This window comes from Streptomyces sp. PsTaAH-124 (assembly GCF_000373685.1).
Taxonomy (GTDB): Bacteria; Actinomycetota; Actinomycetes; order Streptomycetales; family Streptomycetaceae; genus Streptomyces; species Streptomyces andamanensis.
The window spans coordinates 95427-120891 of sequence record NZ_KB892169.1 but is presented as its reverse complement, the minus strand read 5'-3'; the positions used below and the strand labels follow the sequence as shown (position 1 = coordinate 120891).

Annotated in this window: 22 protein-coding genes and 1 riboswitch; of the genes, 5 read left to right on the top strand and 17 right to left on the bottom strand. The window is 71.3% G+C overall.

Annotation, left to right across the window (positions count from 1 at the left end; all coding sequences use genetic code 11):
• Positions 1 to 16: 16 nt before the first annotated feature.
• Complete coding sequence (locus tag B086_RS0116000; protein ID WP_018567430.1) at positions 17 to 772, bottom strand: metallophosphoesterase family protein; 756 nt, start codon at positions 770 to 772, stop codon at positions 17 to 19.
• A gap of 354 nt (positions 773 to 1126) precedes the next feature.
• Between B086_RS0116000 and B086_RS0115995 the strand changes: the two genes are divergently transcribed.
• Positions 1127 to 2923, top strand: a complete 1797-nt coding sequence (locus B086_RS0115995; protein WP_026252477.1) for an AMP-dependent synthetase/ligase — start codon at positions 1127 to 1129, stop codon at positions 2921 to 2923.
• A 397-nt stretch (positions 2924 to 3320) separates the two neighbouring features.
• Here B086_RS0115995 and B086_RS0115990 read toward each other — a convergent pair whose 3' ends face one another.
• Positions 3321 to 4463 (bottom strand): glycosyltransferase family 4 protein, encoded by a 1143-nt coding sequence (locus tag B086_RS0115990; protein ID WP_018567428.1) that lies wholly within the window; start codon positions 4461 to 4463, stop codon positions 3321 to 3323.
• A gap of 145 nt (positions 4464 to 4608) precedes the next feature.
• Between B086_RS0115990 and B086_RS0115985 the strand changes: the two genes are divergently transcribed.
• A complete protein-coding gene (locus tag B086_RS0115985; RefSeq protein WP_018567427.1) occupies positions 4609 to 5865 on the top strand; it encodes a glycosyltransferase 87 family protein in 1257 nt (418 codons plus the stop codon).
• A gap of 45 nt (positions 5866 to 5910) precedes the next feature.
• Here B086_RS0115985 and B086_RS0115980 read toward each other — a convergent pair whose 3' ends face one another.
• The 5 genes from B086_RS0115980 to B086_RS0115960 all read right to left on the bottom strand — a co-directional run bounded on the left by B086_RS0115980 (position 5911) and on the right by B086_RS0115960 (position 11420).
• On the bottom strand, positions 5911 to 7101 hold the full coding sequence (locus B086_RS0115980) for a lipoprotein (RefSeq protein ID WP_037873576.1): 1191 nt from the start codon (positions 7099 to 7101) through the stop codon (positions 5911 to 5913).
• A gap of 31 nt (positions 7102 to 7132) precedes the next feature.
• Positions 7133 to 8170, bottom strand: a complete 1038-nt coding sequence (locus tag B086_RS0115975; RefSeq protein WP_018567425.1) for an NlpC/P60 family protein — start codon at positions 8168 to 8170, stop codon at positions 7133 to 7135.
• A gap of 258 nt (positions 8171 to 8428) precedes the next feature.
• Complete coding sequence (locus B086_RS0115970) at positions 8429 to 9463, bottom strand: C40 family peptidase (RefSeq protein WP_026252476.1); 1035 nt, start codon at positions 9461 to 9463, stop codon at positions 8429 to 8431.
• A gap of 307 nt (positions 9464 to 9770) precedes the next feature.
• A complete protein-coding gene (locus tag B086_RS0115965) occupies positions 9771 to 11120 on the bottom strand; it encodes an NYN domain-containing protein (protein WP_026252475.1) in 1350 nt (449 codons plus the stop codon).
• A 60-nt stretch (positions 11121 to 11180) separates the two neighbouring features.
• Positions 11181 to 11420: a hypothetical protein gene (locus B086_RS0115960; RefSeq protein ID WP_018567422.1), complete on the bottom strand. Its 240-nt coding sequence runs from the start codon at positions 11418 to 11420 to the stop codon at positions 11181 to 11183.
• 154 nt (positions 11421 to 11574) lie between these two features.
• Here B086_RS0115960 and B086_RS0115955 point away from each other — a divergent pair, with 154 nt between their 5' ends.
• Together B086_RS0115955 and B086_RS0115950 are read left to right on the top strand one after the other, a co-directional pair.
• Positions 11575 to 12327 carry a rhomboid family intramembrane serine protease gene (locus B086_RS0115955; RefSeq protein ID WP_078531108.1) on the top strand — a complete coding sequence of 251 codons (753 nt, stop codon included), beginning with the start codon at positions 11575 to 11577 and terminating at the stop codon, positions 12325 to 12327.
• Positions 12324 to 12605 carry an Lrp/AsnC family transcriptional regulator gene (locus tag B086_RS0115950; RefSeq protein ID WP_018567420.1) on the top strand — a complete coding sequence of 94 codons (282 nt, stop codon included), beginning with the start codon at positions 12324 to 12326 and terminating at the stop codon, positions 12603 to 12605. Before B086_RS0115955 ends, B086_RS0115950 begins: the two co-directional genes overlap by 4 nt.
• 36 nt (positions 12606 to 12641) lie before the next feature.
• On the opposite strand, the gene B086_RS0115945 is transcribed toward B086_RS0115950, so the two are convergent.
• The 6 genes from B086_RS0115945 to B086_RS0115920 all read right to left on the bottom strand — a co-directional run bounded on the left by B086_RS0115945 (position 12642) and on the right by B086_RS0115920 (position 19861).
• On the bottom strand, positions 12642 to 14057 hold the full coding sequence (locus B086_RS0115945; RefSeq protein WP_018567419.1) for an aminotransferase class V-fold PLP-dependent enzyme: 1416 nt from the start codon (positions 14055 to 14057) through the stop codon (positions 12642 to 12644).
• A 184-nt stretch (positions 14058 to 14241) separates the two neighbouring features.
• Positions 14242 to 14358: riboswitch (SAM riboswitch) on the bottom strand.
• A 104-nt stretch (positions 14359 to 14462) separates the two neighbouring features.
• Positions 14463 to 15527 (bottom strand): anthranilate phosphoribosyltransferase, encoded by a 1065-nt coding sequence (gene trpD, locus B086_RS0115940; RefSeq protein ID WP_018567418.1) that lies wholly within the window; start codon positions 15525 to 15527, stop codon positions 14463 to 14465.
• Positions 15528 to 15676: 149 nt separating this feature from the next.
• Positions 15677 to 17317 (bottom strand): cytochrome b, encoded by a 1641-nt coding sequence (locus B086_RS0115935; RefSeq protein WP_018567417.1) that lies wholly within the window; start codon positions 17315 to 17317, stop codon positions 15677 to 15679.
• Complete coding sequence (locus tag B086_RS0115930; RefSeq protein WP_018567416.1) at positions 17314 to 18372, bottom strand: ubiquinol-cytochrome c reductase iron-sulfur subunit; 1059 nt, start codon at positions 18370 to 18372, stop codon at positions 17314 to 17316. Before B086_RS0115930 ends, B086_RS0115935 begins: the two co-directional genes overlap by 4 nt.
• Positions 18369 to 19178, bottom strand: a complete 810-nt coding sequence (locus B086_RS0115925) for a c-type cytochrome (RefSeq protein WP_018567415.1) — start codon at positions 19176 to 19178, stop codon at positions 18369 to 18371. Before B086_RS0115925 ends, B086_RS0115930 begins: the two co-directional genes overlap by 4 nt.
• A 62-nt stretch (positions 19179 to 19240) precedes the next feature.
• Positions 19241 to 19861, bottom strand: coding sequence for a cytochrome c oxidase subunit 3 (locus B086_RS0115920; RefSeq protein WP_026252473.1), 621 nt, complete (start codon positions 19859 to 19861; stop codon positions 19241 to 19243).
• A gap of 201 nt (positions 19862 to 20062) precedes the next feature.
• Here B086_RS0115920 and B086_RS0115915 point away from each other — a divergent pair, with 201 nt between their 5' ends.
• Positions 20063 to 20461, top strand: coding sequence for a hypothetical protein (locus tag B086_RS0115915; RefSeq protein ID WP_018567413.1), 399 nt, complete (start codon positions 20063 to 20065; stop codon positions 20459 to 20461).
• Between the two features lie 64 nt (positions 20462 to 20525).
• Here the strand turns inward: B086_RS0115915 and B086_RS0115910 are convergent, their stop codons facing one another.
• From B086_RS0115910 to coxB, 4 genes are all read right to left on the bottom strand, one after another.
• Positions 20526 to 21797 (bottom strand): L,D-transpeptidase, encoded by a 1272-nt coding sequence (locus tag B086_RS0115910; protein ID WP_018567412.1) that lies wholly within the window; start codon positions 21795 to 21797, stop codon positions 20526 to 20528.
• Positions 21798 to 21929: 132 nt separating this feature from the next.
• Positions 21930 to 22328, bottom strand: coding sequence for a cytochrome c oxidase subunit 4 (locus B086_RS0115905; RefSeq protein ID WP_018567411.1), 399 nt, complete (start codon positions 22326 to 22328; stop codon positions 21930 to 21932).
• Entirely contained in the window at positions 22325 to 24070 is a 1746-nt protein-coding gene (ctaD, locus tag B086_RS0115900; RefSeq protein ID WP_018567410.1) for a cytochrome c oxidase subunit I, read from the bottom strand. The genes B086_RS0115905 and ctaD overlap by 4 nt, the downstream gene beginning before the upstream one ends.
• Positions 24067 to 25026: a cytochrome c oxidase subunit II gene (coxB, locus tag B086_RS0115895; RefSeq protein WP_018567409.1), complete on the bottom strand. Its 960-nt coding sequence runs from the start codon at positions 25024 to 25026 to the stop codon at positions 24067 to 24069. Before coxB ends, ctaD begins: the two co-directional genes overlap by 4 nt.
• Between the last annotated feature and the right edge of the window lie 439 nt (positions 25027 to 25465).

The following is a 25465-nucleotide window of genomic DNA, read 5'->3' as shown; positions in this document are numbered from 1 at the left end:
GCGGTCACGGCCGGGCTCACCACTGGAGGACCCAGGGGGTGCCGGTGCGCGCGAAGTGCCCCACGTTCACGCACTCGGTGGCGCCGACGCGCATGCGCCGGACCAGCGGCTGGTGGACGTGGCCGAAGAGGGCGTAGCGGGGACGGGTGCGGCGGATGGCGTCGAGCAGGGCGCGGCTGCCGCGTTCGAAGCGGCGGGCGACGGTGTCGTAGACGAGTTCGGGCACCTCGGGCGGGATGTGGGTGCACAGCACGTCGACCTCGCCGACCGCCTCGATCTTGGCGGCGTACTCCTCGTCGCCGATCTCGTACGGCGTCCGCATGGGGGTGCGCAGGCCGCCGCCGACGAAGCCGAAGACGCGGCCGCCGATCTCGACGCGTTCGCCGTCCAGGACGGTGGTGCCCTCGTGGGCGAATTCCGGCCACAGGGGCGGCATGTCGACATTGCCGTAGGTGGCGTACGTCGGGGTGGGGAAGGCCGCGAAGAGTTCGGCGTACTGGCGGCGCACGGCCGCCTCGATCACCTGGGCGCGGTCGCCGTCCAGCCCGCCCCACAGCCGGGCGCCGAGTTCGCGGGCCTCGGCGAAGCGGCGGGCGGTGCGCAGCTCGACGATGCGGTCCGCGTTCTCCACGCCGAACAGCTCGGGGAAGATCCCGCGCGAATGGTCGGCGTAGTCGAGGAAGAGGACGAGGTCGCCCAGGCAGATCAGGGCGTCGGCACCCTCGCCGGCGCGGGCCAGGTCACGGGCGTTGCCGTGCACGTCGCTGACCACATGGACACGGGTGCCGCCGGGGCGTGTGGGCCCGGGTGCCGAGAGGGGAACCATGAGCAAGAAGGGTAGGCCGTGCCGGGGGTGGCCGGACCTGCGGTTACTGGCCAGTCGTTCAACGGGTCGACTACTGTGCGCAAGGAGACACCCATCGTGTGACGCAGCGAACATCTCACCGGGACCCCCTGTCGAAAAAGCCATACCGGCGGGTAACGTCCGGGCAGTCCAGTCGTGCTCCGGATTTCGGCCACCGGGCCCCCGAGGTTCCCGGCGAGGTCCCGGGCACGACCGAGCCTTGGACCGCACCGTCGCATCACACAACGTCGTGGCGCCGGCGCCCTATGAGGAGCAGCAGTCTTGCGCGAGTTCAGCCTTCCGGCTTTGTACGAGGTCCCCGCGGACGGGAATCTGACCGACATCGTCCGCAGAAACGCCGCGCAGCATCCCGAGGTCGCCGTGATCGCCCGCAAGGCGGGCGGCAGCTGGCAGGACGTCACCGCGCGGGAGTTCCTCGCCGAGGTGCGGGCCGCCGCCAAGGGCCTCATCGCCTCCGGTGTCCAGCCCGGCGACCGCGTCGGTCTGATGTCCCGTACGCGCTACGAGTGGACGCTGCTGGACTTCGCGATCTGGAGCGCGGGCGGCGTCACCGTGCCGGTGTACGAGACCAGCTCGCCCGAGCAGGTGCGGTGGATCCTCGGCGACTCGGGCGCGACGGCCTGTCTGGTGGAGACAGACGTCCACGCCGCCGCCGTGGAGTCGGTGCGCGAGGACCTGCCCGCGCTGAAGAACGTCTGGCAGATCGAGGCCGGCGCGGTCGCGGAGCTGGAGCGGGCCGGGCAGGACGTCAGCGACGCCACGGTCGAGGAGCGCGGCTCGCTGGCCAAGGCCGACGACCCGGCGACCATCGTCTACACCAGCGGCACCACCGGCCGTCCCAAGGGCTGTGTGCTCTCCCACCGCAGCTTCTTCGCCGAGTGCGGCAACGTGGTGGAGCGGCTGCGTCCGCTCTTCCGCACCGGTGAGTGCTCGGTGCTGCTCTTCCTGCCGCTCGCGCACGTCTTCGGACGGCTGGTGCAGATCGCGCCGATGATGGCGCCGATCCGGCTGGGCTGCGTCCCGGACATCAAGAACCTCACCGAGGAACTGGCCTCGTTCCGGCCGACGCTGATACTGGGCGTCCCGCGGGTGTTCGAGAAGGTGTACAACGGGGCGCGCGCCAAGGCGCAGGCGGACGGCAAGGGGAAGATCTTCGACCGGGCGGCGGACACGGCGATCGCCTACAGCCGGGCGCTGGACACCGTCTCCGGGCCGTCGTTCGGCCTCCGGCTGCGGCACAAGATGTTCGACAAGCTGGTCTACGGCAAGCTGCGGGCGGTGCTCGGCGGGCGCGGCGAGTACGCGATCTCCGGCGGGGCGCCGCTCGGTGAGCGGCTGGGCCACTTCTTCCGCGGCATCGGCTTCACCGTCCTGGAGGGGTACGGGCTGACCGAGTCCTGCGCGGCCACCGCCTTCAACCCGTGGGACCGGCCGAAGATCGGCACCGTCGGGCAGCCGCTGCCCGGTTCGGTCATCCGGATCGCGGACGACGGGGAGGTGCTGCTGCACGGCGAGCACCTGTTCAAGGAGTACTGGAACAATCCGGACGCCACGCGGGAGGCGCTGGCCGACGGCTGGTTCCACACCGGGGATCTCGGCACGCTCGACGAGGACGGGTATCTGCGGATCACCGGCCGCAAGAAGGAGATCATCGTCACGGCGGGCGGCAAGAACGTCGCGCCCGCGGTGATCGAGGACCGGATCCGGGCGCATGCGCTGGTCGCGGAGTGCATGGTGGTCGGGGACGGGCGGCCCTTCGTGGGGGCGCTGGTCACCCTCGACGAGGAGTTCCTGGGGCGTTGGTGCGCGGAGCACGGCAAGCCCGCCGGGTCCACGGCCGAGTCCCTGCGGGAGGACCCGGATCTGCTCGCGGCGGTGCAGAGCGCGGTGGACGACGGGAACGCGGCGGTGTCGAAGGCGGAGTCGGTGCGGAAGTTCCGGGTGCTCGGGGCGCAGTTCAGTGAGGAGGCGGGGTATCTCACGCCCTCGCTGAAGCTGAAGCGGAGTGTGGTGGCGAAGGATTTCTCGGGGGAGATCGAGGCGATCTACTCGAAGTAGGACGGGGTGGGGTGGGGGGTGCCCTCGCGGGGCTGCGCCCCGGACCCCGGAGAAGCTCTGCCCACCCGCCCGCCCGACTCGGTGGGGTGCGGGGGCGCCCTCCCGGGGCTCCGCCCCGGACCCCGCAACAGCTGTCCCACCCACCCGCCCGACTCGGTGGGGAGAGGGGACCCGCCTCGGGGCTCCGCCCCGGACCCTGGCGGGGGCTCCGCCCCCTGCACCCCTGGGGTGAGTCGCCCGGACCCCCGGAGCGCGCGCGGTGGGTCAGCCTCGGGGCTCCGCCCCGGACCCCGACAGGGGCTCCGCCCCCTGCACCCCTGGGGTGGGTCGCCCGGACCCCCGGAGCTCCTGCGGGGGCTCCGCCCCCTGCACCCCCAAGTGAGTTGTCCCGCCCCCGCTACAGAAGTCCCCTCAGCCGTTCCGCCAACAAGTCCCAGCGCCAGGTCTGTTCGATCCACTGGCGGCCCCGTTGGCCCATGCGGTGGCGGAGTTGGGGGTCGGCGAGGAGGGTGGTGATGCGGTCGGCGGTGTGGTGGGGGGAGCCGCCGGGGACGACCCAGCCGGTCTCGCCGTCGAGGACGGCGTCGGGTGCGCCGCCGGAGTCGCCCGCGACGACGGGCAGACCGGTCGCGGACGCCTCCAGGTAGACGATGCCCAGGCCCTCGACGTCCAGGCCGCCGCGGCGGGTGCGGCAGGGCATCGCGAAGACGTCACCGGCGCCGTAGTGGGCGGGCAGTTCGCTCCAGGGGACCGCGCCGGTGAAGCGCACGGACGCGGCGACGCCCGTCTCGTCGGCGAGGCGGCGCAGGTCCCGCTCGTAGGGGCCGCCGCCGACGATCAGCAGGACGGCGTCCGGCTCGGCGGCGAGGATCGCGGGCATCGCGCGGATCAGGGTGTCCTGGCCCTTGCGCTTGACCAGCCGGGAGACGCACACGACGACCGGGCGGTCGGTGAGCCCGAGCCGGGCGCGCACCTCGGGGCCGCCGGAGGCGGGGTGGAAGACCTTCTCGTCCACGCCCGGCGGGAGGTGCGCCATCCGTGCGGCGTCCTCGGGTGTCAGTGCGGCGGCGATCCGGGAGCGGGTGTACTCACCGAGGTAGGTGATCGTGTCGGTGGACCGGCCGATGCGGCGCAACAGCTGCCGTGCGGCGGGCAGTTGGGCCCAGCCTGCCTCGTGGCCGTGGGTGGTGGCCACCAGCCGTTCGGCGCCCGCCCTGCGCAGGGCCGGTGCCATCAGGCCGAGCGGGGCCGCCGCCCCGAACCACACCGAGGTGCAGCCGTGCTCGCGCAGCAGCCCGGCCGCGCGCCGGGTGGCGTCCGGGGTGGGCAGCAGCATCGTCGTGCGGTCCCGTACGACGGTGAAGGGCTGCTCCGCGTCGAAGGCGGCCGTCGCCCGCACGCCCTCCCGGCTCCGCTTCCAGGTGGAGGCGTACACGACGAGCTGTCCGGGGTCGAGGCGCAGCGCCATGTTGTGCAGGAACGCCTGGATGCCGCCGGGGCGGGGCGGGAAGTCGTTGGTGACGACGAGGGTCTTGTGCATCGCCGCAGACCCTACCCAATCCACCCTCTCCACCCGCCCGGCCCCCGCCCGGCCCTCGTGCGGCGGTGTCCGCGTGGCCGGCGGGCGCGGCGGCGGGGACGATGGGCGTGGGACGTGGCCGGCGGCGGACGGACGAGGGGCCGAGGTGGACGAGGCAGGCGGGGTGCGGCGTCCGGCGGTGGTGCTCGCGGTCTGGGCGGTGAGCCGTGCGGTGCTGCTGCTGTACGTGCTGCGGGTGCTGGTGTTCCCGGGTCCGGACGTCACCGGTGATGTGTCGGTGATCTACCAGGGCTGGTCCGAGGTGCTGCGGCAGGGCGCGTTCCCGGCCGGCGACGTCGCCTGGCAGTACCCGCCCGGGGCCGCGCTCGCCCTTCTCGCCCCGCTGGCGCTGCCGTTCCTCGGGTACGCCGACGCCTTCTTCGCCCTGGCGTGCGCGGCCGATCTGGCGGTGCTGTGCCTGCTGCTGTGCGGCGGGCGGCGGCTGGGGCGTCCGCTGCGCGGCGCGTGGGTGTGGACGGCGGGCGCTCCCCTGCTGGGTCCGGTCCTCTACGCCCGCTACGACGTGCTGGTGACCGCGGTGGCCGTGGCCGCGCTGCTCGCGGGCGCCCGCAGGCCCCGGGTGCTGGGGGTGCTGGCGGGTATCGGGGCGCTGCTCAAGGTGTGGCCGGTGCTGCTGCTGGCGGGGGTGCGCGGGCGGGGCGGGCGGCGGGCGTGGACGGCCGCGGCGGTGACGATGGCCGTGCCGGTGGCGGTGTGCGCGCTGTGCGTGCCCGGCACGCTGTCCTTCCTGGCCGCGCAGAGCGGCCGGGGCACGGAGGTGGAGTCGCTGGGCGCGCTCGTCCTGCACGCGGCACGGCGGTTCGGCTGGCCGGGGCAGGTGCTGCTGCACTACGGCTCGATGGAGTTCCTGGGGCCGTACGTCGGTGTGGTGAGCGCGGGCGCGCAGGTGCTGACGGCGGCGGCCTTCGGCTGGCTGCTGTGGTGGCGGCTGCGGACCCGGCACGGGCGGTTCGCGCCGTGCGTGGTCGTGGACGCCGCGTTCACGGCGGTGCTGCTGTTCACGGTGACCAGCCGGGTGATCAGCCCGCAGTACCTGGTGTGGCTGGTGGGGCTCGGCGCGGTCTGCGGGTGCTGCGCGGGCAGCCGGATGTGGCCGCCCGTCGCCCTGGTGCTGGCCGCGGCGCTGGTGACCGTGCTGGAGTTCCCGGTGTACTTCGGGCATGTCGTGGCGAGCGACCCGCTGGGCCTGACGCTGATGTTCCTGCGCAACGGCCTGTTGGTGGCCGCCTGTCTGGGCGCGGGCCGCGTCCTGTGGCGCGGCACCGCCGCCCGGCCCGCCGGACCGCCGCCCCCGCACGACCGGGCCCCCGCCCGCACCCGGCAGCCGTCCCCCGCCCCCTGACCCGGCGCCCCTCGGCGTCCGCTCCCCGGCCCGGCCGCTCGCCGCTCAGCCCAGCTGCTCCCGCAGATACTCCCGCCACTGCCCGGTGAACCGCGCCAGGTCCGTGCCCAGCACCGTGCGCAGCGCGTCCTCGACCGCGCCCGAGCGGCGGTCGTGGGCGCCGACGGCGCGGTAGAACGCGTCCAGCCGGTTCTCGCCCCAGTGGGCGGCGATCATCCGGCAGGCCAGCCAGCCGCCCTCGTAGGACTGGGCGAGGCGGGTGGAGTCCTCGGCGAAGCCGAAGTCCTTGTCGGTGGGCAGCGCGGCGGGGACATGCCCGTCGGCCACGGCGTGCTGGAGTTCCGGCGCGGCCTGCTCGGGGGTGCGCCCGGAGTCGCGGTAGCCGACCCAGTCGGCATAGCCCTCGGAGAGCCACAGCGGGGTGGCGGCGTCGGTGTGGGCGCGGGTGGCGACATGGGTGGTCTCGTGGGTGAGCACGACCTGCCGGCCGAGCGGGCCCAGCAGGCTGTACGCGTCGGGGTTGACGACGACCCGGTCGGCGGGGGCCCGCCCGCTGCCCCCGGCCTCGCCGGTGGTGACGGCGGCGATGCCCCGGTAGTCGTCGGCGGGCGAGCCGAGCAGCGCGGCCATGGCGTCCAGCGAGCCGGGGACCAGGACGACCACGCGGCGGCTCCAGTCGGTGCCCCAGGCGTCCGACACGGCGGGCACCGCGTGGTCGGCGAGGGAGGCGTAGTCGCGCAGCGAGCGTGTGCTCTGCCCGACGCCGAGGACGATGCTGCTGCGGCCCCGGGCCACACCCACGGTGCCCTGGTCCCACAGCTGCTGCGCCGCGTCGCGCGCCGGACGCTCGGAGTCGACGTACCACGCGCCGTCGGCGGCGGTGGACAGGGTCAGGGTGCGGCCGACGATGACGGGGGCGGTGTCGTAGCCGGTCACCCGGTAGCTCAGCTCGGCGTCGGCGGTGGCCGTGGCGCCGCTGCGGCGCACCGCGGCCACGCGGTAGGACCAGGCGGTGAACGGCACGGACCGCAGCCGGGTGTACGGGGTGCGGGTGCCGGTGGTGGCGTAGGCCGCCGGGTCGTGGTGGAGGACCGCCGCCGCGCGGGTGTCGAGCAGATGCTGCACCTGCGCGCGGGCGGTGTCGGCGGCGCTCGGCCCGCCGCACGCCGTCAGCGAGGCGAGCAGCAGGCACGCCGCCGCCACCGCTCGTCCCCGTACCCGTCCGCGCCCGGCCATTGCCCGATCGTACGGCGGCGCCGGGGCGCCGTCAGACCCTGGTGACCGACGAGATCGGCAGCATGTTCACGGGGTCGTAGCGCACCGGGGCGCCCGGGTGCGGGGCGTGGATCACCCGGCCGCCGCCGACGTACATGGCCACGTGGCTGGCGTCGGAGCGGTAGACGACGAGGTCGCCGGGCCGGGCCTGGGAGAGCGGGATCTGCCGGCCCGCGTAGCGCTGCTCCTGCGAGGTGCGCGGCAGATGCACCCCGGCCTGTGCGTACGCCCACTGCATGAGGCCCGAACAGTCGAAGCCGGAGGGGCCGTTGGCGCCCCACACATAGGGGCGGCCGAGCGCGGAGCGGGCGGCGGCGAGGGCGGCGGCGGCGCGTCCGGAGGCGGCCGGGCCTGAGTCGGGCCCGGACAGGAGGTCGTCGCGGCCGGAGCGGGAGACGCTGGTGTAGGCGTCGCGCTCGGCGCGGGTGAGGGAGTTCAGCAGCCGCCGGGCCTGGGCCAGTTTCCGTTCCACGGTGTGCTTGTGGGCGGCGACGGCGGTGCGGCTCTTCTCCAGTTCGGCGAGGGCGGCGGTGGCCTCGGCGCGCTGCTGGGCGAGCGAGCGCAGCGCCTGGCGCAGCGCCTGGAGTTCACCGGCCTGGTGCGCGCCGATCCGGTCCAGGGTGCTCGCCCGGTCCAGGTACTCGGCCGGGTCGTGGGAGAACAGCAGCGCCAGGGACGGGTCGATGCCGCCGGAGCGGTACTGCGCGCCGGCCACCGAACCGATCGACTCGCGCAGGGTGTTGACGCGCTGCTGCCGGCGGGCGATGCGGTCCTGGGCGTCGTGCACCTGGCGGCGCAGCGCGTCGGCGTGTTCGTCGGCCCGGTCGTAGTCCTCGGTCGCCTTCTCCGCCTCGTGGTAGAGGCGGTCCACCTCGGCCCGGGTCCCGCCGTGCGGTGCGGCGGCGGCCGGGGCGGCGGCCGGCAGCGCGCCCAGGGCCGCGGCGGCGGCGGACAGCACGGTGACGGCGGCACGGGCGGCACCGGTGCCCCGGTCGGGACCGGACGGTGCAAGACGGCGATGGGACCCCACGGGAAGCCGAACTCCCTCCACTGGTCAGCACGGACGGTCTCCCCTCGGGCCGCGGGTGCGGCGCGGTGCGCCACGGCGGTGGGGGAAACGCGGCCGACAGTAGCCGTGTCGGCACGCACCGGCCAAAGACCTCGGCGGGCGTACGACACGGCGCCCCGCCTCCGACACAGGTCAGGGGCGGGGCGCGGGGTCAGCGTGGGTTGATGCGATTCGCCCGTTCGGGCGGTGTGACGGCGTGCCGGTGGAGCCGGTTCGGACTCAGATGCGGACGCCGAACTGGAAGGGCATGTTGCCGATCGCCTCGTAGCGCACGTTGGCGCCGGTGTGCGGGGCGTGCAGGACCATGCCCTTGCCCGCGTACAGGCCGACGTGGTGCAGGTCGCCGTAGAAGAGCACCAGGTCGCCGACCTGGAGCTGGCTCTGCGAGTAGATGCGCTGGCCGGCGTTGGCCTGGGCCTCGGAGGTGCGCGGGATGGAGACGCCGGCCTGGGCGTAGGCCCAGGAGGTCAGGCCCGAGCAGTCGAAGGAGGACGGGCCGGTGGCGCCGTAGACGTAGGGGGTGCCGATCACGCTCTGGGCGGCGGAGAAGGCGGCGCCCGCGTGGCCGCTGCCGGGCGTTGTCTTGCCCATGGAGACGCGCTCGGTGCCGCGGGTGGCGCGGGACTGCTCGGCCTGGGCGAGCTGCTGCTTCTCCTGCGCGGTCAGGGTGTTGAGGAGCTTCTGCGCCTCGGCCAGCTTGCTCTGGACTTCCTTCTTCTTGTTGCCCAGTTCGGTGCGGGTGGCGGAGAGGTCCTTGAGCTTGCCGGTGGCCTCGGCGCGCTGCTGGGCGAGCTGGCGCTGCTTGTCCTGGATCTTCTTCAGGGAGTCGGCCTGCTGCCCGCTGACCTGGCTGAGGGTGGCGGCCTTGTCCAGGTACTCGTCCGGGTGGGACGAGAGGAAGAGCTGGAGGGAGGGGTCGATGCCGCCGCTGCGGTACTGGCCGGCCGCCATCGAACCGAGGCCGTCGCGCAGCTTGTTGAGGTCCTGCTGACCGCGGGCGACGTTGTCCTGGATGGTGGAGATCTCCTTCTGGAGCTTCTCCTGCTTCTCCTTGGCCCCGTTGTACTTCTCGGTGGCCTGCTCCGCCTGCTCGTAGAGCGCGTCGACCTTGGACTTGACCGCGTCCTTGCTCGGCTTCTCGCTCGGTGCCGCGTTGGCCGCCTGCGCGCTGATCGCGACGGCGGCGGCTGCCGCGGTGGTGAGCATGGTCACCCGGGCACGGCTGGGCTGTTTGGGTCGACGGTGGGACGCCACGGAAGCGAGCTCCTTCTTGTGAGTGATCACCCGCTCGGAGGTTCGAAGCCAGACCCTAGTGACCTCATCGTGATGAATTCAAATCCTACCGACAAGAAAACCCGTCACGCACCGCATTCTTTGCCAGGAACTCACCAGGGGTGAGGCCCGGTTGACGCTACGTCGCGTGACGGTTCCGTCAATTCGGGCATCAAACCTCTCCGTTGCGAATGAGCAGGAGATCGGCTTATGTCCGGAATCATCCGCATCGCGGACGCGCTCAGCCGCGGACGCTCTCGGCCGCAGACGCTCTCGGCCGCAGACGCGCTCAGCCGCGGAACAGGCGCTTCAGGAGCATCGCCGACGCCACCGGCCGCGCCCCCGCCCTGGCGACGCCGTCGGCCACCTCGCGGTCGGTCGAGGCGACGATGACCGGCCGGCCCGGCGGCTCGGCCCGCACCAGCTGGCGGATCAACTCGTCGGCGGTGACGCCCGGCTTGGAGAACAGCACCCGCACCCCGCGCGGCGGCGCGAGCAGCACCGGCGCCGCCAGCTCCGCCCCGTCGAAGACGCAGGTGACCTCGGCGCCGGTCTGCGCGGCGAGCTGCGAGAGCTGCCCGAGCAGGCGCAGCCGCTGCTTCTCCAGCGGCATCTGCGGATAGCCGGTCTTGGTGACGTTGTAGCCGTCGACGACCAGATGCGCCTGCGGCAGCGCCAGCAACTGGTCCAGGATCGCCGGGTCGTGCTCGGACAGCGCCCGCGCCGCGATGTCCTTCGGCGTCATCCGGCCCGGCTCCACCGCGTCCACGGTCTCGGCCGGCCGTACGGACACCGGGGGCAGCGCGAGTTCGCGCCGCAGCCCCTGCGCCGCCTCCAGCACGGTGTCCAGGAGCAGCCGCACCCGCATGTCCTCGACGCTGCGGCCCTCGCGCGCCGCCTTGCGGGTGGCCTCCAGGGCCGCCTCCGCCTCGCCCAGACGGGCCTTGAGGCGCCGGTTCTCGCTCTCGGCGGCCGAGATCTGCACCTGCCCCTCGGCGCGCACGCTCTCCGTCTCGCCGCGCGCCTTGCGCAGCGCCGCCTCGCCGCGCTTGACGTCGCTGAGCGCGGCGCGCAGCTTGCGGTGCAGCGCCTCGGTCTCCCGGCGGGCCGCGTCCAGTTCGGCGCGCAGGCGCTCGGTCTCGGCGCGGGTCTGCTCGCGGGCCCCGGCGAGCTGCTCGCGCAACCGCTCCAGTTCGGCCCGGCTCTCCTCGTCGGCGCGCTCGGCGTGCGCCCGCAGCGCCTCCTCACCGGCCGCGGTCACCAGCTTCACCCAGCCCGCGGGGCGCAGCACATAGGCGGCGGCGGCCACGTCGAGCGGGTCGGCGGCCGGCGGCGGCGCCCCGGAGTCCAGGGCGCCGCACAGCTCGCCCTGCGCCTCGCGGAACTTCTCCCCGACCCGCTGCCGGAACAGCGGATCGGTCTCCAGCGCCGCCGCCATCGCGTTGCCCGCGAACTTGGCGCGGCGGTTGGGCGCGAACCGGGCGTACTGGCGCAGCTGCGCGGGCAGCTCACCGACGGTCAGTTGCCCGAAGGCGTCGGCCACGATCTGCACGACCCGGCGCCGTACGCCGTCGGGCAGCGGACGGTCCAGCACCTCAGCGGCGCCGTCGCCCGGCTCCCCGCCTTGTGTCTGCGCCATCCGTCACCCCAATGCGTCACGGGATCCCCGCGGGGACCACCTGTGCGGGGCCCGCTCCGCTCAGGAGCCGGCGCCCGGCCTGTCCACGAGTTCCACCTTGTCCACGGCGTTGCACCAGCGGCAGCGCACCGACTCGATGGTCTCACTGACGACCTCGCGCTCCTCGACCGTGGGCTCACCGGCCAGGTCGAGGTGGACGTACTCGACGACCTTCGACGAGCGCGTCACGTCGAAACGGGTGAGGTTGCCGCACAGCGTGCAGCGCCACCGCGTCGTGGCGGTCGGCAGGGGAACCGTCATCGTGGCTGCTCACTTTCCTTCCGGGACCGTGCCGCGCCGGTGTCCCCGGAGCGTCGGCCGTAACCCTACGGCCTGGGAGCCACTCGGCGCCCGGCTGTCCACGGCGGCGAGGCGCTGTGTGCGGATGCGTCCCGTTACGCCATGCTCTGTGCACATGACCAGCTCCAGGAACGCGGTGCCCGCCCGAGTCCTCCGGGCCCTGCGGGCGGTACGGACCACGCGCGCGCCGGTGACACGTGCGATGCTCGCCCTGTGCTGCCTGGTCTTCGCGATGAGCCCGGCCTCCGGCCTGATCCCGTCCTACGGCACCGGGCACGGACTACTCCTCGCCCAGCAGGCGTACTTCCGGCGCTGGGGCGTGGTCCCCGTGGACCTGTTCTCGGGCTCGCCGCGGGCGGCGCTCACCCCGGCCACGGCCCTGTTCGTGCACGGCAGCTGGGTGCATCTGCTCGGCAACATGCTCTTCCTGCACGTCTTCGGCGCGATGACCGAGCAGCGCCTGGGCCGGGTCCGCTTCACCCTGTTCTACCTGGGCTGCGGCTATCTGGCCCTGCTGGGGTACGCCGCGGCGCACGCGGACTCCGGCCAGACCCTGGTCGGGGCGTCGGGGGCGATCTCGGCGGTGCTCGGCGCCTTCCTGTACCTGTTCCCGCGGGCCCGGGTGACCAGCCTGCTGCCGTTCCTGTTCTTCCTGCCGCTGCGCCTGCCCGCCTGGGTGGTGCTGCCCTTCTGGGCGGCCCTCCAGTGGCTGGCCGCCGGCCGGGCCGGCGACGGACCGGGCGTGGCGTACCTGGCCCATGTCATCGGCTTCGGCCTCGGCTTCGGCTGCGCGTGGGCCGGCCACGGGCGCACGGCTAGAGTGAAGGTCAGCCCCGCTCCGGCCCCCGAGGGAGAGAACCAGCCGTGATCACCGCGATCGTCCTCATCAAGACCAGCGTGGACCGGATCCCCGAGATCGCCGAGCGGATCGCCTCGCTGGAGAGCGTCAGCGAGGTCTTCTCCGTCACCGGCACCTACGACCTGATCGCCATGGTGCGGGTGGGCCGGCACGAGGACCTGGCGGAGATCATCCCGGGCCGGATCAGCAAGATCCCCGGGGTGGAGGCGACGGACACTCACGTGGCGTTCCGTACGTACTCGCAGCACGACCTGGAGGCGGCGTTCGCCATCGGTCTGGACTCCTGACCTCCGGCCGGTCCGCCGCCTCCGGGGCCGCGCGCCTCACACCGCCGGGACGCAGCGGCCGTCCTCCGTGCGGTAGCGCCACTTGGCGCCGTCGCTGACCAGCTCGCGCACCGCCGTCACGAAGCGCTCCACGTGCTCGTCGGGGGTGCCCGCGCCGAAGCTGACGCGGATCGCGTTGAGGGACTTCTCGCCGGGCGCGGCCTCGGGGGCGCCGCACTCGCCCTGGGTCTGCGGGTCGCTGCCGAGCAGGGTGCGTACCAGCGGGTGGGCGCAGAAGAGCCCGTCGCGCACGCCGATGCCGTACTCGGCGGAGAGCGCGGCGGCGAAGTGCGAGCTGTTCCAGCCCTCGACGACGAACGAGATCACACCGACCCGCGGGGCGTCGTCCCCGAACAGGGAGAGCACCCGCACCTGCGGGACCGCGGCCAGGCCCTCGCGGACCCGGTCGATGAGGTGCTGCTCGCGGGCGACCAGCGTGTCGAACCCGGCCTCGGTCAGCGCCTTGCAGGCCGCCGCGATGGAGTAGGCGCCGATGACGTTGGGCGAGCCGGCCTCGTGGCGGGCGGCGCTGTCGTGCCACTCCACGTCCACTCCCCCGTCGGTGCGGCGGGACACCCGGCGGCTGGCTCCGCCGCCCGCGAGGTAGGGCTCGGCCTCGCGCAGCCAGTCGGCGCGTCCGGCCAGCACGCCGGAGCCGAAGGGGGCGTACAGCTTGTGCCCGGAGAAGGCGACCCAGTCGACGTCGAGGTCCTTGACGGACACCGGGTGGTGCGGGGCGAGCTGGGCGGCGTCCAGCACGATCCGGGCGCCGTGCGCGTGGGCGGCGGCGGCCAGTTCCCGTACCGGCCACAGTTCGCCGGTGACGTTGGAGGCGCCGGTGACGCAGACCAGGGCCGGGCCGTAGGGCTCGCGGTCGGCCAGCGCCCGCTCCAGCGTGGCCACGGCCTGCTCCGGGGTGCGCGGGGCGTTCAGATAGGTCACCTGGGCGTCGCGCCAGGGCAGCAGCGAGGCGTGGTGCTCGGTCTCGAAGACGAACACCCGGCAATCGGCCGGGACCACCCGGGCCAGCAGGTTGAGCGAGTCGGTGGTGGACCGGGTGAACACCACCTGGTCGCCCTCCCGTCGCCCACCACCACCCTTGCCGGACCGGGCTTCGCCCGGACTGTCCTCGATGCGGCAGTCCAGGAACTCGGCGACGGTGCGCCGGGCGTTCTCGAACAGGTCGGTGGAGAGCTGGGAGAGGTAGCCGGCGCCGCGGTGCACGCTGCCGTAGTACGGCGCGTAGGCGGCCACGTCGTCCCAGACCCGCTGGAGCGCGGGGGCGCTGGCCGCGTAGTCGAGGGCGGCGTAGGTGACTTCACCGCCGGTGACGAGCGGCACGGTGACATCCCGGCCCAGAACGGGCAGCGGGGCACAGACGGACTGGTCGGCGGCAGCGGTGGAGACAGACATGGGGGAACTCCCGTGAAAGCAGGGTGAACCGACCGCGCGAGCCCGGCACGGGGCACCGGCGCGGAAGGGTGAAGTGGGTGTGCGGAGGCGGGGCTCGGCGCCCTAACGCATTCGCTTGCTCACGGAAGGCTCCCTCGACCGACCAGGACCCCTGGCCCCGCACTTCCTCGGGAAGCGCGCGAGGGGTCCGCGCTTGCCGTAGACCTCGCTGCCTACGACCTGGTCTTCACCCGGGGCACCCCGCCACGGACGGAGGGTTGCCGGACAGCCGGCCGGGGCCACATGGCTGTCACTCATGACCTGGTGCCATCCTGCCACACGATCTTCTGTGCGCAAGGCGCGGTCCGGATCGTGGACCGCGCCTTGCGTCACCTCACCGCGTGCGGACGCGCACCGCGGGGGCGCTCAGGCGTTGCTGGCGGCCACCCAGCGCTCCAGCGTGCCCCGGGCCGCCCCGGAGTCGATCGACTCGGCGGCCCGCGCCATACCGGCCCTGATCCGCTCCGCCAGCGTCCCGGAGCCCGGCTCCAGGGCGACCAGGGCAGCCGCCGAGTTCAGCAGCACCGCGTCCCGTACGGGGCCGTGCTCGCCGTCCAGCAGGCGGCGGGCCACCTCCGCGTTGTAGGAGGCGTCGGCGCCGCGCAGCGCCTCCACCGGCACCAGGTCGAGGCCGACGTCGCGGGGATCGAAGCGCTCCTCGGTGACCGTGCCCTCGTGCACCACCCAGACCCGCGAGGTGGCCGTGGTGGTCAGCTCGTCCAGGCCGTCGTCGCCCCGGAAGACCAGGGAGGAGTTGCCGCGCTCGGCGAAGACGCCCGCCACGATGGGCGCCTCGTGGGCCACGGCCACGCCGACCGCCTGCGCCTTCACCTGGGCCGGGTTGGTCAGCGGGCCCAGCAGGTTGAACACCGTGCGGATGCCCAGCTGGCCACGGGCCGCGCCCACATGGCGCAGCGCCGGGTGGAACTTCACCGCGAAGCAGAAGGTGATCCCGGCCTCCTCGGCGACCTCGGCGACCCGGCGCGGCGTCAGATCGAGGTTCACGCCCAGCTTCTCCAGCACGTCGGAGGCGCCGGAGGCGGAGGACGCGGCCCGGTTGCCGTGCTTGACGACCTTGGCGCCGGTGCCCGCCACGACGATCGAGGACATGGTGGAGATGTTCACCGTCCTGGCGCCGTCGCCGCCGGTGCCGACGATGTCGACGGTGGCGCCGGGCACCTGGATCACCTTGGCGTGCTCGTACATCGTGCGCACCAGGCCGGTGATCTCCGCGACGGTGGCGCCCTTGGCACGCAGCGCCACCGCGAACCCGGCGATCTGGGCGTCGGTCGCCTCGCCGCCCATGATCCGGTCCATGGCCCAGGCGGTGTCGTCGGCGGTGAGGTCACGGCGGTCCAGCAGGCCGTTCAGCAGGACGGGCCAGGAACGGCCCGCCGCGGTGTCGCCTCCAGCGGGGGTCACAGCGCTCATAAGCCGCTCCTGATTCGGTGTCCCGGACTCCGGGACGCTACCTCTCGTATCGACATCCACCCTATCCAGCCCGGAGGACGGCGAAGGGCCCCGTCCGGGGTTCGGACGGGGCCCTCCGGCCTGGCGTGGCGACGCTCAGGGGTCAGTGATCAGTGGTGGCCGTGGCCGCTCGTGATCTCCTTGTACTCCTCGACGGTCGGCTTCGAGATCTGGCTGTCCTCGCCGTAGTACGCGTTGCTGAGCTTGGCGCGCAGCTTCTCCGTACCGCCGACCTTGCGCTCGACACCGTTCTCGTCCACCGTCGGGCCGATCTCGGCCGGCTCGTACTGGTGGTGGGCGGTGAGGGTGTACAGCTGCTCCTGGCTGAGCGGCTCGTGGACCTCGATGAACTCACCGTGCGGCAGGCGCTTGATGATGCCGGACTCGCGGCCGTGCAGCACCTTCTCCTTGTCCCGGCGCTGGAGGCCGAGGCAGATCCGCTTGGTGATCACGAAGGTGATGACCGGGACCACGAAGAACGCGATCCGCACGAACCAGGTGATGGCGTTGATCGACAGGTGGAAGTGGGTGGCCCACAGGTCGTTTCCACCGCCGACCAGCAGCACGAAGTACCAGGCGATCCACGCGGCGCCGAAGGCGGTGCGGGTCGGGACGTTGCGCGGGCGGTCCAGGATGTGGTGCTCGCGCTTGTCGCCGGTGACCCAGGACTCGATGAACGGGTACACCGCGAGGGCGATGAGGACCACACCGAAGAGCACCAGCGGGATGAACACGCCCAGGACCAGTGTGTGGCCCCAGAAGTTGATCTCCCAGCCGGGCATCGCGCGGATCAGGCCCTCGGCCATGCCCATGTACCAGTCGGGCTGGGCGCCGGTGGACACCTGGTCCGGCCGGTAGGGGCCGATGGCCCAGATCGGGTTGATCTGCGCGATCGCCGCGACGGCCGCGACGGCACCGAAGACCAGGAAGAAGAAGCCTCCGGCCTTGGCCATGTAGACCGGCAGCAGCGGCATGCCGACGACGTTGTTGTTCGTCTTGCCGGGGCCCGCGAACTGCGTGTGCTTGTGGTAGAAGACCAGGATCAGGTGGCCGACGACCAGGCCGAGCATGATGCCCGGCAGCAGCAGGATGTGGATCGAGTAGAACCGGGCCACGAAGTCGTGGCCGGGGAACTCGCCGCCGAAGAGGAAGTACGAGACGTACGTGCCGACGATCGGCACGGACAGGATCGCGCCCTCCATGAAGCGGACACCGGTGCCGGAGAGCAGGTCGTCCGGGAGCGAGTAGCCGGTGAAACCGGTGAACATGCCCAGGACGAACAGCAGGAAGCCGAACATCCAGTTGATCTCACGCGGCTTGCGGAACGCGCCGGTGAAGAACACGCGCATCATGTGCACGAACATGCCGGCGAGGAAGATCAGCGCCGCCCAGTGGTGGATCTGCCGGATGAGCAGACCACCGCGCACCTCGAAGGAGATGTGCATGGTCGAGTTGAACGCTTCACTCATCAGCTGTCCCTGGAGCGGGACGTAGCTGCCGTGGTACACCACCTCGTTCATCGACGGGTGGAAGAACAGCGTCAGATACACACCCGTGAGGATGATGATCAGGAAGCTGTAGAGGCAGACCTCACCCAGCATGAACGACCAGTGGTCGGGGAAGATCTTGCGCATGTTGGCCTTGGCCAGGCTGTAGATGCCCAGCCGGCCGTCGGCCCAGTCGGCCAGCTTCTCGCCGGCCGGTGCCTTGCCGCGCGAGCGGTTCGGCTCGTTGCTCGCATGAGTACTCATCCGCGCTCCCAGAATGCAGGACCGACGGGCTCCTCGAAGTCGCCGAGCGCTTCGAGGTACCCCTCGCTGTCCACGCCGATGCGCAGCTGCGGCAGGGCGTGACCGGCCGGGCCGAAGATCACTCGGGCACCGTCGGAGAGGTCGAAGGTGGACTGGTGGCACGGGCACAGCACGTGGTGCGTCTGCTGCTCGTACAGGGAGATCGGGCAACCGACGTGGGTGCAGATCTTCGAGTAGGCCACGACGCCCTGGTACGACCAGTCCAGCTCGCGCTTGTCCTTGATGTTGTCCGGCTGGAGCCGGACGATCATCAGGGCGGCCTTGCCGATCTCGGTCTGGAAGTCCTCGTCCGTCTCCTCCAGGCCCTCGGGCTTGGCGAAGGTGAGCGAACCGACGATGACGTCCTCGGGACGCAGCGGCTGGTTGGTGTTCATGTTGACCAGGCGCTTGCCCTTGGCCCACAGGGTGTGCCGCAGCGTCTCCTTGGGCAGCGGGCCCAGGTCGCGCAGCAGGAACACACCGGACAGCGGCACCAGGGTGAGCGCGCCCAGCATGGTGTTGCGGATCAGCGGCCGGCGGCCGATCGCGGACTCCTTGGCACCCTGCTTGAAGTCGGCGTGGACCTTCGCGCGGACCTCGGGGGACGCCTCGATCGGGTGACGCTCGTCGGCGACCTCGGCGTCCGACATCAGCGTGCGGGCCCAGTGGACCGCGCCCGCGCCGATGCTGAACAGCGCCACACCCAGCGTCAGACCCAGCGCGAAGTTGATCGCGCTGATGTGCCCGAGCGGGAAGACGTAGACCGACTTGTCGTTCGGGATGGTCACGTACGAGGCGATGAAGCCCGCGGTGGCCAGCATGGAGACCGTGAACAGCATGGCGACGACGCGCTCGGACCGGCGGGCGGCCTGCTCGTCGATGTCCTGGATCCGGTGCTCGTGGGGCGGCAGGCCAGGGTCGGCGAACGGGTTCCTGTCGTCCGCGACCTCTGCGGCGGTGTGCGCCGCGCCCTGCTCAGCGGGCAGGTTCTCTTCTGGGATGTCTTGGGTACTCATGACTTCTTGGCCTTTGCGGTCCGAGCGGCGACCCACACGGCGACGGCGACCAGCGCGCCCAGTCCGAAGATCCACGCGAACAGACCCTCGCTGACCGGCCCGAGGCCACCCAGTTCGAGACCGCCGGGGTTGTCCGAGTTGTCGCTGTTGACCGCGTTCAGGTACGCGATGATGTCCTTCTTGTTCTTCTCCGACAGGGTCGTGTCGGGGAAGGAGGGCATGTTCTGCGGGCCGGTCTGCATGGCCTCGTAGATGTGCTTCGGGTCGACACCCTCGAGGTCCGGGGCGAACTTGCCGTGCGTGAGCGCACCGCCCTTGCCGGTGAAGTTGTGGCACTGGGCGCAGTTGGTGCGGAACAGCTCACCGCCCTTGGCGATGTCCGCGCCCTCCGGGCTGTACTGGTTCGTCGTCGGCACGGCCGGGCCGGCGCCCAGGGAGGCGATGTACGCCGCCAGCTGGTCGATCTCGGCCTGGGTGTAGATGACCTTCTTGCGCGGGACCTGCGCGCCGGGCTGCTGGGCCGGCATACGGCCGGTGCCCACCTGGAAGTCGACTGCCGCGGCGCCCACGCCCACCAGGGACGGACCGTCAGTGGTGCCCTGACCACCGGTGCCGTGGCAGCTTGCGCAGCCGACCTGGTAGAGCTTCTTGCCCTCCTCGATGGTGAGGGACTGAGCCGACTCGTCGGCCTTCGCCTTGCTCGCGGGCGCGAACGCGGTGTACAGCCCCCCCGTGGCCGCCAGCGCGAGAAGGAGGACGACGACCGCCGCCAGCGGATGGCGTCGTCGTGCGGAGAGCTTTTTCACGGATTACCCCGGTGTCAGGATCTTCTGCGTCGATGCTTTGCGGACTGGGATCGGTTCGTCGGCTACTTGATCAGGTAGATCGTGGCGAAGAGGCCGATCCAGACGACATCGACGAAGTGCCAGTAGTAGGACACGACGATGGCCGCGGTCGCCTGCTCGTGGGTGAACCTCTTGGCCGCGTAGGTGCGGCCGAGGACCAGCAGGAAGGCGATGAGACCGCCTGTCACGTGCAGGCCGTGGAAGCCGGTGGTCAGGTAGAACACCGAGCCGTACGGGTCGGAGGAGAGGGAGAGCCCCTCCTCCTTCACCAGGCTCGTGTACTCGTAGATCTGACCGCCGATGAAGATCGCACCCATGATGAAGGTGACGATGAACCAGCCCCGGAGCTTCTTCACGTCACCGCGCTCGGCGGCGAAGACGCCGAGCTGGCAGGTGAGCGAGGAGAGCACCAGGATCGTGGTGTTCACCGACGAGAAGGGGACATTGAGGCTGTCCGCCATCTCCTTCCAGTGCGCCGGACCCGTCACCGATCGCAGGGTGAAGTACATCGCGAAGAGGGCCGCGAAGAACATCAGCTCGGAACTCAGCCAGATGATGGTTCCGACGCTGGTGAGGTTCGGCCGGTTGACCGACGGGTGCGCGTGCCCGGTTTCTACTGTCGTTGCTGTCGCCACGACCGACATTATGTCGGTCGCTTATCCCGCCCTCACTCCGGGGGGTGCCGTTCGGAGTGTCTGTGGGGTGTGTCCAGCCCGTATGGCCCATCGAAGGGGTGTTCCAGGCGGTGTTGGCGGGGTGGCCGAGGGAGTAGCATCCGCGCCATCGGTACCCGGAAGTTCCCGAACATTGCTGTGTCTTCTCGAGTCAAGATGCGTGGAGGAACAATGCAGGCGACCGCCACGGTGCTGGTCTACAGCGACGACGCCGACACCCGGGAGCAGGTGCGGCTGGCCACCGGCCGGCGGCCGGCCCAGGACGCGCCCCTCGTGGAGTTCGTGGAGTGCGCGACGCCGGCGGCGGTCCTCGCCGAGCTGGACGGGGGCGGGATCGACGTGTGCGTCCTGGACGGCGAGGCCGTCCCGATGGGCGGCATGGGGATGTGCCGCCAGATCAAGGACGAGGTCTTCCGCTGCCCGCCGGTGCTGCTGCTCATCGGACGGCCCCAGGACGCCTGGCTGGCCACCTGGAGCCGGGCGGACGCGGCCGTGACCCTGCCGGTGGACCCGGTGGAGTTCGCGGGCGCCCTGGCCTCGCTGCTGCGCCGCAAGGCTCTCGTCGCCTGAGCGCCCGGGGCGGTCCGCGGCCACTGACCGCGGACCGCCCCGGGACAGGCCCTCGTACGGCCTCTCAGAGGCTCTGCGGGCGCAGCCTGGACTGGTCCGCCTGCGGGCTGCCGGCCTGTGGACCGCCGCTCAGGGCGCTGCCCTGGAGCCACTTCTGCCAGGACAGGTTCCAGTCGCCGTAGCCGTTGTCGAACAGCTCCATCGGGTCGCCCTTGGAGTTGACGACCTGCACGACGTCGCCCTCGTGGATGTGGTCGAAGAACCACTTGGCGTTCGGCGTGCTCATACCGGTGCAGCCGTGGCTGACGTTGGCGATGCCCTGGGAGCCGATGGACCAGGGCGCGGCGTGCACGAACTCCCCGCTCCAGGTCACCCGGGTGGCGTAGTACACCGGCAGGTCGTAGGAGTCCGTCGAGCCCGCGGCGATGCCCACGGTGGAGCTCTTCATCCGCACGAAGTACTGCTTGGCGAGGACCACCTTGACGCCGTTGCGGGTCTCGAAGCCGGGCTTGCCGGTGGTGACCGGGATCTCTTTGATCTTCTCGTCGTTGCGGTAGACCGTCATCGCATGCGTGGCCGCGTCCGTGACGGCGACGACGCGGTCGCCGGTGGTGATGGTCAGCGGCTTGGCGCTGCCGCCGTAGAGCCCGTCGGCGATCCGGATGTCCTCCAGGGTGCTGCGCACCTCGACGGTGGCGTTCGCGGGCCAGTAGTCCCGGGGCCGGTAGTGGAGCTGCTTGTCGTCCACCCAGTACCAGGAGCCCTGCACGGCGGGGGTGGAGCGCACCTGGAGGCCGCGCTCCACGATGGCGCGCTGCGCCTTGTCCTTCACGGGCTGGTCGAGTTCGGCCACGAGGGGCTCGCCGACGCCGTAGGTGCCCGCCTCCGGGCCGAACTCGATGTTCAGGCGCCGGGTGGTGGCGGGCTTGCTGGTGTCGAAGGTGAGGACCTTGCGGCCGGGTGCGCCGTCGTCGTTCTCGGTGCGGACCGTGAGCGTGTAGTGGGCGCCGGCGGCCAGCGGCGAGGTGCTGTGCCAGCGGCTGCCGTCGGCGGCGAGTTCGCCCGCGACGTGCCGTCCGGTGGCGTCCTCGGCGCTGACGTCCGTGAGGTGTCCGTCGGAGCCCGTGGCGGTGACCACCAGGGGCTTGTCCGGGTCAACCTTCTTGCCGGCCTCGGTGGGCCCGCTGAAGGTGATCTGATCCGCCGCGTCGTACGGGTCGGCGGCCAGCGGGTTGCCGTCCGCGCCGCAGGCGGTGACGCCCGCGCCGAGGGCGACCACCAGCAGAGTGCAGCTGAGACCGGCCTTTGCGCCCCGGGAGAACAGTTCGGTGCTCATGGCAGCACGCTAAGGAGCCCCGTCAACTCCGGCACGGTGGATCGTCCGTCCGGGGGACGCCGGTACGACAAAAAGAGGGAACCCGGACACTCGTTCGATGGAGTGCCCGGGTTCCCCGAAGTGCGCCCTGTGCTACTGGGTGCGGTTCTCACCGCGGTAGTACTCGAAGACCCAGCCGAACAGACCGATCAGGATGATCGGAGCGCCGAAGTACAGCAGCCACCAGCCCAGGGCCACGCCCAGGAAGGCCAGCGCGCCACCGACGCCGAGCGCGAGCGGCTGCCAGCTGTGCGGGCTGAAGAAGCCCAGCTCACCGGCGTCGTCCGCGACATCGGCCTCCTTGTCGTCCTGAGCGCCGGCGTCGACCCGCTTGGCCGTGAAGCCGAGGTAGAAGCCGACCATGATGCTCAGGCCGAACGAGAGGAAGAGCGCCGTGGTACCGGCCGGCTCCTTCGACCACACGCCATAGACGATCGCCATGACGAGCAGGAAGACGCTCAGCCAGATGAACATCTTGCCCTGGATCTTCACTTGCCGGCCTCCTTGCCGCCGGCGACGGCAGCCTTCTCGGACCCGCCGTGACCGGCGTTCTCCAGCTGGTCCAGCGCGGCGATCTCCGGGTGGTGCAGGTCGAACGCCGGGGATTCACTGCGGATCCGCGGCAGGGTGAGGAAGTTGTGCCGCGGCGGCGGGCAGGACGTCGCCCACTCCAGGGAGCGGCCGTAGCCCCACGGGTCGTCCATGTTGACCGGCTTGCCGTACTTGGCCGTCTTCCACACGTTGTAGAAGAACGGCAGGATCGACAGGCCGAGCAGGAAGGAGAAGATCGTCGACACCGTGTTCAGCGCGGTGAAGCCGTCCGCCGCCAGGTAGTCCGGGATGCGTCGCGGCATGCCCTCGGTGCCCAGCCAGTGCTGCACGAGGAAGGTGCCGTGGAAGCCGATGAACAGCATCCAGAAGGTCATCTTGCCCAGGCGCTCGTCCAGCATCTTGCCGGTGAACTTCGGCCACCAGAAGTGGAAGCCGGAGAACATCGCGAAGACGACCGTGCCGAAGACCACGTAGTGGAAGTGGGCCACCACGAAGTACGAGTCGGAGATGTGGAAGTCCAGCGGCGGCGCGGCCAGGATGACACCGGTCAGACCACCGAAGGTGAAGGTGATCAGGAAGCCGGTCGCCCACAGCATGGGTGTCTCGAAGGAGAGACTGCCCTTCCACATGGTGCCGATCCAGTTGAAGAACTTCACACCGGTCGGTACCGCGATCAGGAAGGTCATGAAGGAGAAGAACGGCAGCAGCACACCGCCGGTGACGTACATGTGGTGCGCCCACACCGTCACGGAGAGGCCCGCGATGGAGATCGTGGCACCGATCAGACCCATGTAGCCGAACATCGGCTTGCGGGAGAAGACCGGGATGACCTCACTGATGATGCCGAAGAACGGCAGGGCGATGATGTACACCTCTGGATGGCCGAAGAACCAGAAGAGGTGTTGCCACAGCAGTGCTCCGCCGTTGGCCGCGTCGAAGATGTGCGCACCGAACTTGCGGTCCGCCTCCAGGGCGAACAGCGCGGCGGCCAGCACCGGGAAGGCGAGCAGGACCAGCACCGCGGTCAGCAGCACGTTCCACACGAAGATCGGCATGCGGAACATGGTCATGCCGGGCGCGCGCATGCAGATGATCGTGGTGATGAAGTTGACCGAGCCGAGGATCGTGCCGAAGCCGGAGAAGGCCAGACCCATGATCCACATGTCGCCGCCGATGCCCGGCGAGTGCACCGCGTCGGAGAGCGGCGCGTAGGCGAACCAGCCGAAGTCGGCCGCACCCTGCGGGGTGAGGAAGCCGCCCACCGCGATGAGCGAGCCGAACAGGTAGAGCCAGTAGGCGAACATGTTCAGCCGGGGGAAGGCCACGTCCGGCGCGCCGATCTGGAGCGGCATGATCCAGTTCGTGAAGCCGGCGAACAGCGGCGTCGCGAACATCAGCAGCATGATCGTGCCGTGCATCGTGAACGCCTGGTTGAACTGCTCGTTCGACATGAGCTGGAGGCCCGGACGGGCCAGCTCGGCACGCATCAGCAGCGCCATGACGCCACCGATGCAGAAGAACGCGAACGACGTCACCAGATAGAGCGTGCCGATCGTCTTGTGGTCGGTGGTCGTCAGCCACTTCACCACGACGTTGCCGGGTTGCTTGCGCCGGACCGGCAGCTCGCTCTCGTATGAGCCCGCAGCCGCCGCGGCACCCTGAGGTTCGTTGAGGATGCTCACAGGTTGTTCGTCTCCCGGTTCTTCTCGTGGCTCGTCTGCGCGATGCCGGCGGGAACGTAACCGGTCTGCCCCTTCTTGGCGAGGTCCTTGAGGTGCTGCTCGTAACGCTCCGGCGAGACGACCTTCACGTTGAACAGCATCCGGGAGTGGTCCTGGCCGCAGAGCTCGGCGCACTTGCCCTTGAAGGTGCCCTCCTGGTTGGGGGTCACCTGGAAGGAGTTGGTGTGGCCGGGGATGACGTCCATCTTCATCAGGAACGGGACCACCCAGAAGGAGTGGTTCACGTCCCGCGAGGTGAGGATGAAGCGGACGGTCTTGCCCTTCGGCAGCCACAGGGTCGGGCCCGGGTTGCCGGTCTGCGGGTTCCGGGTGCCCGGGGTGCCGTAGTCGTAGACACCGCCGGCGGCGGCCGGGAAGTCCTTCTTGAACCGGTCCGGAATGGCCGTCAGGTTCTTGTCGGTCTTCGCGTCACCCGCCGAACCGGCGACCGGCGTGACGTAGTTGAAGGCCCAGCTCCACTGGTAGCCGACCACGTTGACCGTGACGTCGGGCTTCTTCGATTCGTCGAGAAGCTTCGACTCGTCGCGGGCCGTGAAGTAGAAGAGCACCGAGACGATGATGAGCGGGACCACCGTGTACAGGGCCTCGATGGGCATGTTGTACCGGGTCTGCGGAGGTACCTCGACCTTGGTGCGGCTGCGCCGGTGGAAGAAAGCACTCCACAGGATCAGACCCCACACCAGCACGCCGACCGCGATCGCGGCGGCCCAGGACCCCTGCCACAGGGAGAGGATCCGCGGAGCCTCTTCCGTGACCGGGGTGGGCATGCCCAGCCGGGGGAAGTCCTTGTATGTGCAACCGGTTGCGGTCGCCAGGACCAGGCCCGCAGTCAGTGCCTGCAGCAGCTTCCGCCGCATCGGGCGCCGCGGCGAGCGGTCGGAGCCGTTGGGACTCACGTAGCGCCTTCCCGAGAGTCTCGCCCGCGCGGTTGGCTGCGGCCTGCCTTCTCGCTGGTCGGTCGCCGCCCTGCGTCGGGCAGGGGTTTGGATGTTTATGCGGACCAAACCCTACTGGACGCCTTCCGGCGGGTCGCGGGGAGGGGGGCCCAACGCGCCGCGGGTCACGCCGACGGGTGGGATGCCCTGAAGTGGGGCGCTTCGCCGGGGCGTGCCGGGCACGCACCGGGGTGCCCAACGGGGCGGGCGTAGGCCGTTCGTGGCGAATGGGGGGCAGGCGGGGGCGGGTGCGGGACGGGCGGGGCGAACGGGACGGGTGGGGGCCAGTCGGGGCGGAGGCGGGCGTTCCGCACCGGCGCGGCGGTGCGGCGGCGGGCGCGGGGCGGTGGGGGCGGAGACGGGCGGTCCACACCGGCGGGACGGTTCGGCAGCGGGCGCG